Origin of the sequence: Trinickia dabaoshanensis (assembly GCF_002879885.1) — a bacterium.
Taxonomy (GTDB): Bacteria; Pseudomonadota; Gammaproteobacteria; order Burkholderiales; family Burkholderiaceae; genus Trinickia; species Trinickia dabaoshanensis.
Window position 1 is genome coordinate 240,645 of sequence record NZ_PNYA01000006.1, and the last position, 12,494, is coordinate 253,138.

The 12,494-nt window shown below is 65.1% G+C and carries 11 protein-coding genes; 5 read left to right on the forward strand and 6 right to left on the reverse strand.

The window, feature by feature from the left end; all coding sequences use genetic code 11:
• Positions 1-3 precede the first annotated feature (3 nt).
• Both C0Z18_RS08850 and C0Z18_RS08855 read right to left on the reverse strand, forming a co-directional pair.
• Complete coding sequence (locus C0Z18_RS08850) at positions 4-387, reverse strand: nuclear transport factor 2 family protein (RefSeq protein WP_102645004.1); 384 nt, start codon at positions 385-387, stop codon at positions 4-6.
• Positions 388-425: 38 nt separating this feature from the next.
• Positions 426-1,016, reverse strand: coding sequence for an acyloxyacyl hydrolase (locus C0Z18_RS08855; RefSeq protein ID WP_102645005.1), 591 nt, complete (start codon positions 1,014-1,016; stop codon positions 426-428).
• A 342-nt stretch (positions 1,017-1,358) separates the two neighbouring features.
• On the opposite strand from C0Z18_RS08855, the gene rpoH reads away from it, so the two are divergent.
• From rpoH to cydX, 5 genes are all read left to right on the forward strand, one after another.
• On the forward strand, positions 1,359-2,291 hold the full coding sequence (gene rpoH, locus C0Z18_RS08860; protein WP_102645006.1) for an RNA polymerase sigma factor RpoH: 933 nt from the start codon (positions 1,359-1,361) through the stop codon (positions 2,289-2,291).
• A gap of 307 nt (positions 2,292-2,598) precedes the next feature.
• Positions 2,599-2,856, forward strand: coding sequence for a cytochrome oxidase putative small subunit CydP (gene cydP, locus C0Z18_RS08865; RefSeq protein ID WP_102645007.1), 258 nt, complete (start codon positions 2,599-2,601; stop codon positions 2,854-2,856).
• A 16-nt stretch (positions 2,857-2,872) separates the two neighbouring features.
• Positions 2,873-4,462, forward strand: a complete 1,590-nt coding sequence (locus C0Z18_RS08870; protein WP_102645008.1) for a cytochrome ubiquinol oxidase subunit I — start codon at positions 2,873-2,875, stop codon at positions 4,460-4,462.
• Positions 4,463-4,502: 40 nt separating this feature from the next.
• Positions 4,503-5,639: a cytochrome d ubiquinol oxidase subunit II gene (gene cydB / locus C0Z18_RS08875; protein WP_102645009.1), complete on the forward strand. Its 1,137-nt coding sequence runs from the start codon at positions 4,503-4,505 to the stop codon at positions 5,637-5,639.
• A 35-nt stretch (positions 5,640-5,674) separates the two neighbouring features.
• The gene (gene cydX / locus C0Z18_RS08880) at positions 5,675-5,794 is read left to right on the forward strand and encodes a cytochrome bd-I oxidase subunit CydX (RefSeq protein WP_102645010.1); all 120 of its coding nucleotides are present in this window, start codon (positions 5,675-5,677) and stop codon (positions 5,792-5,794) included.
• Between the two features lie 113 nt (positions 5,795-5,907).
• On the opposite strand, the gene nagE is transcribed toward cydX, so the two are convergent.
• From nagE to nagA, 4 genes are all read right to left on the reverse strand, one after another.
• Positions 5,908-7,656, reverse strand: a complete 1,749-nt coding sequence (gene nagE / locus C0Z18_RS08885; RefSeq protein WP_102645011.1) for an N-acetylglucosamine-specific PTS transporter subunit IIBC — start codon at positions 7,654-7,656, stop codon at positions 5,908-5,910.
• Positions 7,657-7,762: 106 nt separating this feature from the next.
• On the reverse strand, positions 7,763-10,354 hold the full coding sequence (gene ptsP / locus C0Z18_RS08890; RefSeq protein ID WP_102645087.1) for a phosphoenolpyruvate--protein phosphotransferase: 2,592 nt from the start codon (positions 10,352-10,354) through the stop codon (positions 7,763-7,765).
• 13 nt (positions 10,355-10,367) lie between these two features.
• Positions 10,368-11,384, reverse strand: coding sequence for an SIS domain-containing protein (locus C0Z18_RS08895; RefSeq protein ID WP_233217246.1), 1,017 nt, complete (start codon positions 11,382-11,384; stop codon positions 10,368-10,370).
• Positions 11,368-12,471, reverse strand: coding sequence for an N-acetylglucosamine-6-phosphate deacetylase (gene nagA, locus C0Z18_RS08900; RefSeq protein WP_102645013.1), 1,104 nt, complete (start codon positions 12,469-12,471; stop codon positions 11,368-11,370). The genes C0Z18_RS08895 and nagA overlap by 17 nt, the downstream gene beginning before the upstream one ends.
• Positions 12,472-12,494: the final 23 nt, after the last annotated feature.

Sequence of the window (12,494 nt, forward strand, 5' to 3'; positions counted from 1 at the left end):
GCTCTACTCGAGTGCGCAGCGCGTCGCTTGCCAAGCGACGAGACGCCAGTGCCCGCCTTCCTGCGCCTGGATGGCGGTATAGGCGATCGGAAACAGCAACGCTCCGTTGTTCGCCTCGATCTCCACCAGCGCGCGCCCCGTGACGACACAGGTATCGCTGCCGAGCGGCAGCACCTCTTGCGATTGCAGCTCGATCTGCCGGTAACGGCGATGGCCGCCCGAGATGGCCTCGATGAACTGCCGTTTCGTCTCGCGCTTGCCGTTGGTGTGCACGTAGCTCACGCTGTCGGACAGCAATTTGTCGAGCACGGGGACGTCGCCGTCCACCATCGCGCGAAACCGATCCCGCTCGAGCGCCCGAATCGCCTCGATCACCTTCGCAGCCATTGCACCGCCCCCTTGCACCCGGCGTGAATGCGCCGGCGTCAGAAGTTGTACTGCAGGTATAGCTGGGTGAAATTTATACCAGGATTCGGCTCTTTCATACCGGCATTGGAGATGTGCTGGAAGCGGCAGCCGGCCTGGTACTGCTGGTGCGCGCCAAACTGTGCGCCGACGCCCACGATCTCCGTGAATTGGAATGCGGTTCCCATCGAGTATTGGTCGGTGATCGTCGCATGCGACAGCAAGCGCAAGCCGACGCCTGCCTCGATATACGGACGAATCGCCCCTTGGTCTTTGATGAAACGAACCATCGGCTGAAGGCCGAGCGCGTAGATGTCGTGGTGGAAGGCACCCTCGTTCGTATGCCAATAGCTCAGATGCGCCTCGCCCGTCAGGCCGAAATGCCAACCGCCCGTCTCCCACCACGTGAGCCCCGGGTCCCAAACGAAGCCGAGGTCGGCTTCCCTCACCTTGTGCTCTTGAGCGATGCCGATGCCGGCCTGAACGCCGAATCCTTGCGCCGAGGCCGGCGCGACCGCGGCTTGCGCGTGCGCCGCCGTCCCGGCGACGAGTGTGGCGAATACCGCCCATGCCTTGCGTTTGATGCGAATCAATTCGTTCTTCTTTTTCATCTCGATACTCCAACGTACGGGAGATAGGTCCACCGTGCCCTGTGCATCGCAGGGGGTCGAATGATCTTACTTGGCGACAAGCACTCGTGACGATGTCATTTCACGCAACAAAGTGTTCGCCGCCCGCGGTGCCGCCGAGGCACGCTCGCTGCGGGCCGCGAGCAGCGGGACCGGAAACGGCGTAAAATATCTCTATCGCTTTTTAATTTCGATAGGAGCCAGGGAACTTCGCCGCGCGAGCGGACTCGAATGCTTAGCACTCCAGGAAAGGGAGTGCTAATATCCTCCGTGGAGTTTGTCTTCGTGACTGAGCAGTTACCTGTTTCACAAGGAGTTTCTTTCGTGAGCAACGCTATGACCCTTCCGAATATTGTGCGCCCGGCGTCCGCTAAGGCCGCTTCGGCAGGTGCGCTGACGCTCGCGCCGTCGATGCTGCCCGGGCAGCTCGGCAACATCGACGCCTACATCCAGGCGGTGAACCGCATCCCGATGCTGAGCGCCGAGGAAGAACGCGAACTCGCCACCGATTACCGTCAGCAGGCCAGCCTTGAATCGGCTCGCCGGCTCGTGCTGTCGCACCTGCGTCTGGTCGTCTCGATCGCCCGCAACTACCTGGGCTACGGCCTGCCGCACGCCGACCTGATCCAAGAAGGCAATATAGGTCTGATGAAGGCCGTGAAGCGCTTCGATCCAGAGCAAAACGTGCGCCTGGTCTCGTACGCGATCCATTGGATCAAGGCGGAGATTCACGAATACATCCTGCGCAACTGGCGCATGGTCAAGGTCGCCACGACGAAGGCGCAGCGCAAGCTGTTCTTCAACCTGCGCAGCCACAAGCAAGGTCTGCAGGCGTTCACGCCCGACGAAATCGACGGTCTGGCGAAGGAGTTGAACGTCAAGCGCGAGGAAGTCTCGGAGATGGAAACGCGGCTCTCGGGCGGCGACATCGCGCTGGAAGGGCAGGTCGAGGACGGCGAGGAATCGTTCGCGCCGATCGCCTATCTGGCCGATTCGCACAGCGAACCCACGGCCGTGCTCTCCGCTCGCCAAAACGACCGCTTGCAAACGGACGGCATCGCACAAGCGCTCGACTCGCTCGATGCGCGTAGCCGGCGCATCATCGAGGCGCGGTGGCTGAATGTCGCGGACGACGGCTCGGGCGGCTCGACGCTGCACGAGTTGGCCGACGAATTCGGCGTGTCGGCCGAGCGCATTCGTCAGATCGAAGCGAGCGCCATGAAGAAGATGCGCACGGCACTCGCCGAGTACGCCTAAACGATACGGACGTAGGCGGCGCGCCATTTCCCGGCGCATCGCGCGTCACATCGATCGATCCCGCCGCGGCCCTTTCGCGGCGGGATTTTTTTTGCCCGCGCGTACACCACTCGGCGCGCCCGACAGCGTGAATTGAGCGCCGCATCGAGTTGCGTTCAAGCGACGCACCCTTGTCGCAGGTCAATATCGGCGGGCAGGTCCGGCTCTACGATCATTCCGAACGCATAACACTTCGTGCCGCCGCTGCTTCTCATCGACGAGAGGCACCACCGGCGGCTCGAATTCGGCGAATACGGGATACGAGACCATGCGATCCACGCGCGACGCAGCCGCTATCGATACAGGCGACAAATCCGATGCCTTGCGAACGGCGCTTGCGGCATCGTTCGCGCGTTTCCGGCGAAGACCCACGTTCGCCCGCGATATCGCGCTCGTGCTGACGCTCAAAGTTTTGCTGCTGATCGCGCTCAAGTACGCGTTCTTCAATCATCCTCGCGCGGCCGATATGTCGATGCCCCCAGCCGAAGTCGCCCGCGCCTTGCTTTCCTCTCCCGCCTCTCGCTAGCCACAAGGAGTCGGCCATGCTCAGTAGTGAAGTTGTCGATCTATCCCGCCTCCAGTTCGGAGTCACCGCCCTTTATCACTTCTTGTTCGTCCCGCTGACATTGGGGCTTTCTTGGCTGCTGGTCATCATGGAAGCCGTCTATGTGATGACCGATAAGCCCGTCTATAAAGACATGACCCAATTTTGGGGCAAGCTGTTCGGTATCAATTTCGCGATGGGTGTGACGACGGGCATTACCCTCGAATTCCAATTCGGCACCAATTGGGCCTACTACTCGCATTACGTCGGAGATATCTTCGGCGTGCCGCTCGCCGTCGAAGGATTGATGGCGTTCTTTTTGGAGTCGACGTTCGTCGGCCTATTCTTCTTCGGCTGGAACCGGCTCTCCAAAGTGCAACATTTGGGCGTGACGTTTCTCGTCGCGCTCGGCTCCAATCTCTCCGCGTTGTGGATTCTCGTCGCCAACGGTTGGATGAACAATCCGGTCGGCGCCGCGTTCAACTACGAAACGATGCGCATGGAGCTGACGAGCCTATTCGCCGTCATCTTCAATCCGATCGCCCAGGTCAAGTTCGTTCATACGGTATCGGCCGGTTACGTGACCGCGGCCATGTTCGTGCTCGGCATCTCGTCGTGGTACCTGATCAAGCGCCGCGATGTCGAGTTCGCGCTGCGCTCGTTTACGATCGCCGCCGGCTTCGGGCTCGCGTCGACCCTGTGCGTCATCGTGCTCGGGGACGAGTCGGGCTACAACACGGGCGAAGTTCAGAAGGTCAAGCTCGCCGCGATCGAGGCGGAATGGGAGACGGCAACCCCGCCCGCGGCATTCACGATATTCGGGATTCCTAATCAAGCCGCCCAACGCACCGATTACGCTTTGCGCGTGCCGTACGCGCTCGGCCTCATCGCGACGCGTTCGATCGACGAGCCCGTCGTCGGCTTGAAGGATCTAGCCGCCTCCGCCGAGGCTCGCGTCAAGAACGGCATGCTCGCGTATGCCGCGCTACAGCGGCTCAGGCAAGGCGATACGTCGGCCGACGCGCGCTCGGCCTTCGATGCGCACAAGGCCGATCTCGGCTACGGCCTGCTGCTCAAACCGATGACGCCGCGTGTCACCGACGCAACCCCGCAGCAAATCCACGACGCCGCGCAAAGCACGATCCCGCCCGTCTCGCCGATCTTCTTCTCGTTCCGGTTGATGGTCGGCCTCGGCATCTTGTTTCTCGCGACGTTTGCTTACGCATTCTGGCTGTGCGCGCGTCGAGGCGTGCTCGACGAGCGCCGGCGCTGGTTCCTGCGTTGGGCCGTATGGGCGATTCCGCTGCCTTGGCTCGCGGCCGAATTCGGCTGGGTCGTCGCTGAAGTGGGCCGCCAGCCTTGGACGATCGCCGGCATCTTGCCGACGAATCTATCGGTATCGAGCCTCTCGCCGACCGATGTCTGGTTGAGCCTCGCGGGCTTCGCGCTCTTTTACACGGCGCTGTTCGTCATCGAGATCACGCTGATGTTCAAGTACGCGCGCCTGGGTCCCGCCTCGCTGCATACGGGTCGCTACGAGTCGGAGACTCGCCGCGCCGCACCGGTCGCGAGCGACACACCCGCCTAACGGACGCGCTTGCATCCACGTCATCGATCAAAGGACCATCATGGACTACGCAACGCTCAAAGTGATTTGGTGGGCGCTCATCGGCACGCTGCTGATCGGCTTTGCGCTGACCGACGGCTTCGACATGGGCACGGCCATCGTGCTGCCGTTCGTCGGCAAGACCGACGATGAACGGCGTATCGTCGTCAATACCGTCGGCGCCACCTGGGAGGGCAATCAGGTGTGGCTCATCACGGCCGGCGGCGCGATGTTCGCGAGTTGGCCGCTCGTGTACGCCGCTTCGTTCTCGGGCTTTTACTTCGCGATGCTGCTCGTGCTGTTCGCGCTGTTTTTCCGGCCGGTCGGCTTCGACTACCGCAGCAAGCGCGCCGACCCGCGCTGGCGCTCGGCGTGGGATTGGGCCCTGTTCGCGGGCGGCTTCGTGCCGGCGCTCGTGTTCGGCGTCGCGTTCGGCAACTTGCTGCAAGGCGCACCGTTCGCGTTCGACAACGAAATGCGGGCGACCTATCACGGCTCGTTCTTCGCGCTGCTCAATCCGTTCGCGCTGCTGACCGGATTCGTGAGCTTGTCGATGCTGATCGCGCACGGCGCCGCCTTCGTCAAAATGAAAACCGACGGCCCCATCGCGGCGCGCGCCGCGCTCGCGCTGCGCGCCTCGAGTTGCGTGACTCTGCTGACGTTCGCGCTCGCCGGCGCGTTGATCGCGACTTCGATTACGGGCTATCGGATCGACGCCGCACCGCCGCTCGACGCGGTTGCCAATCCGCTGCTCAAGAGCGTCGAGCGAGGGACCGGGCTGTGGCTCGCGAACTATGGCCGCTTTCCGTGGATGACGAGCGCGCCCGCCCTCGCCTTCGCCGGTGGGCTCGTCGCCTTCGCGCTGGCGCGTTCGCGCTTCGAAAAAACGGCGTTCATGGCGACGGGCCTCATGATCGCCGGCGTCATTCTCACCGCGGGCTTCTCGATGTTCCCGTTCATCATGCCCTCCTCGCTCGACCCGAAGAGCAGCTTGACGCTCTGGGATTCGACCTCGAGCCGGATGACGCTGCAGATCATGCTCGTGGCCGTGATCGTTTTCTTGCCGATCGTGCTGGCCTATACCGCATGGGTCTATCGCGTCATGCGCGGCAAGGTCACGCATACGGCGCTCGAACAAAACCGGCATTCGATGTATTGAGTGCGGGCCGAATCGGTTATTTAGGAGGACAAATCATGTGGTACTTCAGTTGGATACTCGGCATCGGCGTGGCCCTGGGCTTCGGCATCATCAACGCCATGTGGCTCGAATCGAGAACGGAGAAAGCCGCCGTGCGCGCCGAGCGCTCGAGATAGGCTCGATGTCGACCGGCCCGCGCTTCTCGCAATGACGAAACGGCGCCGAGGCGCCGTTTCTTATCGCTGTGTTGCCGGAGCCGGCGCCCCGCGAACGAAGCGCCGGCCGACCCTCAAACCGGCTGCGGCGTGGGGCCGCCGGACGCCGGCAAGCGCGTCGCGAGTTGCTGTGCGTACCGTTGCGCGGCAGGACCGCAGACGATATGGAACGTGTCCGCCGAAACCCATGCGACATCGAGCGCGGCTAGACGCTGACGATCGACGGCCGCGGGATCGCGCACGACCACGCGCAGCCGGGTAGCCGCCACCGCGTCGAGCGCGGCGACATTCGTCGCGCCGCCGAACACCGCGAGCCAGCGCATCGGGTCCGGGTCGAGCGGGCCGGCCGCGCCGTCGGCCACTTTCGCGGCCGCGGCCGCGGGTGCCTGCGCCGCGCCGGCGCCACCGGCGATCACCGCACGCATTTCGTCGGCGATCATGTCGGCCTCGGGCCCGATGACCACTTGCACGTTACGCGCATCGCGCTTGAGCACGCCACGCGCACCGGCCGCTTTCAACGCGGGCTCGGAAATCTTCTCGGCGTCGACGACCGACAAACGCAGCCGCGTCGTGCACGCATCGACGAGCGTCAAGTTCTGCGCACCGCCCAGGGCGGCGATATAGCGATCGGCACGCGAGAGCGGCGCACCGGCCACCGGCGCGACGTAGCCGCCCGCGGCGAACGATTCGACTTGCGCTTCCGTGCCCGCGCTTTCGCGGCCCGGCGTGGCCATGTTGAACTTGCGGATGAAGAAGCGGAACAAGCCGTAGTACACCACGCCGTATGCGAGGCCGACCGGGATCGCGAGCCACCCCTTCGTCGACAAACCGTAATTCAGTACGTAGTCGATCGCACCGGCCGAAAACGTGAAGCCCAGATGGATGCCCAGCGCTTGGCAAATCGCCAGCGAGAGCCCCGTCAGCACGGCGTGAATCACGTAGAGCACCGGCGCGAGGAACATGAACGTGTACTCGACCGGCTCGGTCACGCCCGTGAGAAACGACGTCAGTGCCATCGAGAGCAGCAGCCCGCCCACCAACGCGCGGCGTTCCTTCGGCGCTTCATGGAACATCGCCAAGCAAGCGGCCGGCAGACCGAACATCATGATCGGGAAAAAGCCCGTCATGAAGCCGCCCGCGGTGGGATCGCCCGCAAAGAACCGGTGCAGGTCGCCCGTTACGGCAGCGCCGCCGCCCGGGGGCGTGAACGTGCCGAAGACGAACCACGCCAGCGAGTTGATGATGTGGTGCAGCCCGGTGACGAGCAGCAGCCGATTGAGCGTGCCGTAGACGAACACGCCGATCGCGCCGGCCGTCGTCAGCCAATGGCCGGTCGCGTCGATCGCCAATTGCACGGGCTGCCAGACGTAGCCGAACACGACGCCCAGCACCACGCACGCGAGCCCTGTGACGATCGGCACGAAGCGCTTACCGCCGAAAAAGGCCAGGTAGTCGGGCAGCTTGATGTCCTTGTACCGGTTGTACAGCAGCCCGGCGACGACGCCCGCGATGATGCCCGAGAGCACCCCCATGTTCAGCTTGTCGTTGATGTCCTTCATCACGGCGATCTCGACGAGATAGCCGATCGCCCCGGCGAGCGCCGCCACGCCGTTGTTCTCTTTTGCGAAGCCCACCGCAACGCCGATCGCGAAGAGCAGCGGCAGATTGTCGAAAATCGTGCCGCCCGCATCGGCGATCAATTTAATGTTCAGGACGTCCGCCTGCCCGAGCCGCAGCAAAATGCCCGCGACAGGCAATACCGCGATCGGCAGCATCAGCGCTCGTCCTAAGCGCTGTACCTTTAGGAATGGGTTCGCATCCATTGAATCCTCCGGTTGGTCTGTCTCGTCGTTGATACTTTTAGTCTATCGTCTAAGTGCGATTTCGGCCGCTAATTAGTTAGGATTCCTAATAGTTAGGATTTCCCGCCTATTCGAGCGGCCAAATTTCGCGGCTTGCTGCTCTTACCGCCTGAGCCGAATCGAGCGCGAGCAAGTCGCTCGCGCGTTGCCGGCACAGCTGATAATCGAGGGTGCGCACGCGCGCCTTGATGCCCGGTACCGCCACCGGGTCCACCGACAATTCGGTGACACCGAGGCCCACGAGCACCGGCACGGCCAACGGATCGCCCGCCAGCGCGCCGCACACGCCCACCCACTTGCCGTGCTTGGCGGCGCCTTGCGTGGTGTGATCGATCAAGCGCAGCACCGCCGGGTGCAGGCCGTCCGCTTGCGCGGCGAGATCCGCTTGGCAGCGGTCCATCGCCAGCGTGTATTGCGTCAAGTCATTCGTGCCGATCGAGAGAAAATCGGCATGGCGTGCCAGCTGATCGGCCAGCAAGGCGGCCGACGGCACTTCGATCATCACGCCCACCTCGACGGGGTCCGTGCGCCCCAAGGCGCGCGCGAGTTCGTCGATCCGTTTGCGCACGCGCACGAGCTCGCCCGCATCGGTCACCATCGGCAGCAAGATCCGAACGCTGCCGTGCGGCTGCACCGCAATCAGCCCGCGCAATTGGTCGTCGAGCAGATCGGGGCGCACTTGCGCGAGCCGGATGCCGCGCAAGCCGAGCGCAGGGTTCGCCTCGGGCGGCAGCGTCAAATACGGCACTTCCTTATCGGCACCGACGTCGAGCGTGCGGATGATGGCGGTGCGCCCACCCAATGCATCGACGATCGCTTGGTAGCTTTGCCGGTGCTCATCGACGTTCGGCGCCGACTCGCGATGGATGAACAGCAACTCCGTGCGCAGCAAGCCGACGCAATCGGCTCCGTTCTCGACGGCCGTGCGCGCATCGTCGATCGTCGCGATATTCGCGGCCACCTCGATCGAACGGCCGTCGCGCGTGGCCGCCGCCTGGCTGGCCGTACGACGGTTCGCCTCGCGCACGCCGGCCAGCCGCTGACGCTCCAGGCGCGCGCGCTCGACGTCGAGTTCGGTCGGCGCGTATTCGAGCCGGCCCGCGCTCGCATCGACGACGACTTGCGTACCGTCGGGAATCGCGTGCAACGCATCGCCGACGGCGACGAGCGCGGGAATCCCGAGTTGGCGGGCGATGATCGCGGCGTGCGACGTGGCGCCGCCCGCGGCCATGACGAGCGCGGTCACGCGCCCGCGGTCGAGCGAGGACAAATCGGACGGGGTGAATTCGTTCGCGGCGAGCACGGCTTCCTCGGGCAGCGCCCGCGCCGCGGGTTTCGCGTAACCGAGCGCGCGCAGCACGCGTTTGTCGATATCGCGCAAATCGGCGGCGCGCTCGGCGAGCAGCATGTCCTCGACCTGCGTCAACACGGCGATTTGCGCGCGAATCGCCTCGCGCCAGGCAAAGCCCGCGCTCTTGCCGAGACTGATCAAATCGCGCGCGGCATCGACGAGCGTCGGATCTTCGAGCAAGACGCGATGAACGGCAAAAATGCCGGCCTCGCCGACGGCGCCGCGCTGCGACGCATCGCGCACCGTCGTATTCAATTCGGCATCGACGGTCGCCAGCGCGCGGTCGAGCAAACGGCTTTCCGCGGCGGGGGTGCCCGTCGCCAGTTCGGGCGGGGCGAATTCGGAGTCGTCCCAGCGCACGAGCTTGCCCACCGCGATGCCCGGCGCGGCGCAAACGCCCGCGAGAGTATTGGGATCGAGCGGTGCGCCCGTGGGCCGCAACGCCAGGCCCGGCGCCGGCGACTTCAAGCGCGCCGGCGTTTCCTCGAGTTCGCCATGCACCTCGCGCAGCAATTCGCGCGCGACCGCGTCCACGGCTTGAGCGGCGTCGCGCCCCGTGCCGATTACCTCGACGGTGGCGCCTTCGCCCGCACCCAGCCCCAACAAGCCTACGACGCTCTCGACGTTCGCTTGGCGGCCGTCATGATGCACCTCGACGCGTGCCTGCAGTCCGCGCACGGCCTCGCGCGCGCGCGCCGCCGGCCGGGCGTGGAGCCCGCCCGCCTGCACGAGCTTGATCGTGCGGCTCGCTTGCACCTTCACTTCGCTCGGGGCCGCGCTGACGGCGCTGGCCGAGGTGGCGACGGCGCCTTTCGCGCGCAGTACCAGCAGCGGCGTTACGCCGGCGCTCGCGCGTCCGGAGGCACGCTCGACGACGTCGAATGCGTCCGAATTGGCGATCGCGATCACGGACACGAGGCTAGGCGCCTTCATCCCGACCGTGTCTTGATCGAATTCGATCAGCAAGTCGCCGCCTTCGACGTGATCGCCTTGCGCCACGTGGGACGTGAAGCCTTGGCCGCCCAGTTCCACCGTGTCGATACCGATATGGAGCAAGATCTCCGCGCCCTCGGGCGTTTGCAGCGTAACGGCGTGGCCCGTGCGGGCCAGATGGGTAACGACGCCCGCGCACGGCGCGAGCAGGCGCCCCTCGAGCGGATCGATGGCGATGCCGTCACCGAACATGCCGCCGGCGAAGACGGGGTCGGGCACATCGGCGAGCGCGACCACCGGCCCCGTCAGCGGCGCGAGCAGAACCACGTTGTCCGGGGATTGATTCATTAATCGGGACTCCTCAGCACGTTCCATCCGCATCTCTCGCTCAGTGGGTTTCGGTGATCTTGTTCAAATGGCGCGGCATATCGGGATCGCGGCCGCGCGCCGCCGCGAGTTCCGCGGCCATCACGTAAAAGCTTTGGATCGCCGCGATCGGATCGAGCGATACATGCTGGCTCGTCGCGAGCGGCAATTGCGCGTCGGCGACATCGCTCGGCGCGGCCAGCAGCACGCGCGCGCCGCGCGCGCGCATGTCGGCGGCGAGCCGGATCAAGCCCGCTTGTTCGGGGCCGCGCGGAGCGAACACGAGCAGCGGGTAGTCGCGGTCGATCAACTCCATCGGCCCATGACGCACTTCCGCGCTCGAGAACGCTTCGGCTTGAATACCCGAGGTCTCCTTGAGCTTGAGCGCCGCTTCCTGCGCGATCGCGAGCCCAAGGCCGCGTCCGATGACGATCATGCGTTCGACCTCGCGCAGCGCATCGACGGCCGGCGACCAATCGAGCGCGGCCGCATCGCGGAGCGTATCGGGCAATGCGCGCAATCCATCGAGCAGCATCGGATCGCGCTGCCAGTACGCCACGAGCTGCGCCGAAATCGACAGCATCGCGATATAGCTCTTGGTCGCGGCCACCGACCGCTCCGGCCCGGCCAGCAGCGGCAGTTGCCATTCGCAGGTATCGGCGAGCGGCGATTCGGGCGCGTTCACCGCGCTGACGGTCAGCGCACCGGCGTCGCGCAGCACCTTCATCGTGCCGACCAGATCGGGGCTGCGCCCCGATTGCGAGAAGGCGATCGCCAATTCCCCGGCCACGCGCAGCGGCGCGGCTTGCAGCGTGGCGATCGACATCGGCAGCGATGCGACCGGCAAGCCGATCCGGCTCATCGCCAGGCTCGCGAAATAGCTCGCGGCGTGATCGGAACTGCCGCGCGCGATCGTGAGCGCGACGTGACGCGGCGCGCCGGCCAATCGTTCGGCCAATTGCTCGACGCGAGCGCTGTCGGCGCACTGCGCCGCCACGACGGCACTCGCGGCAAGCGCCTCTTTAAGCATATTCGACAATCTGTTCCCCTTCGACGTAGGTCGCGGCAAGCGTCAGATCGCGCTCGAACACGACGGCATCGGCCCACGCGCCGCGCGCAAGGCGGCCGCGATCTTCGATGCCGAGATAGTCGGCGGCGTAGCGCGACATACGGTTGGATACATCGGCGAGCGGCAGGCCGAGCGAGACGAGGTTACGCAGCGCGTCGTCCATCGTCAGCGTGCTGCCGGCGAGCGTTCCGTCGGCCAAGCGCACGCCGCCCAGGCACTTCGTCACGTGCTGGCTGCCGAGGCGGTATTCGCCGTCGGGCATGCCCGTCGCCGACGTGCTGTCGGTGACGACATACAGACGCGGAATCGCACGCATCGCCGCGCGGATCGCGCCCGGATGCACGTGCAGCAAATCGGGGATGATCTCGGCGAATTCGGCGTGCGCGAGCGCCGCGCCGACGAGCCCGGGATTGCGGTGGTGCATCGGCGACATGGCGTTGAACAAGTGCGTGAAGCCGCAAGCGCCGTGCTTCATCGCCGCCACCGCATCGTCGTAGGTGGCGAGCGAATGGCCGAGTTGCACGCGCACGCCGCGCGCCACCATCTCCGAGATGATTTCCATATGGCCCGCGATTTCGGGCGCGAGCGTGACCACGCGGATCGGCGCGACGGACAAGTACTTCAGGACCTCGTCGAGCACGGCCGAGACCGCCGCGTCGGGCTGCGCGCCCAGCTTGCCGGGATTGATGTAGGGGCCCTCGAGGTGCACGCCCAGCACGCGCGCGCCGCCCGGCGTGCGATTGCGCGTCACCTCGCCGAGGTTCGAGACGACGGCGAGCAATTCGTCGCGCGGCGCCGTCATCGTGGTGGCCAGCAAACTCGTCGTGCCATGGCGCGCATGGGTGCGCACGATCGCCTCGATCGCGTTACCGGCTTCCATCACATCGGCACCGCCGCCGCCATGCACGTGCAAGTCGATGAAGCCGGGCAAGATATACGGTTCGCCGTTCGTCGACGGATCCACGCTCGAGCCTTCGAGCGCGGTGACCCGTCCATTCTCGAAATGCAGCGTGCCGCGAATCCAACCGTCCGGCGTGAGGATGTTTCCATTCAGCATGAGGTTGCTATCTCAAATAAAGC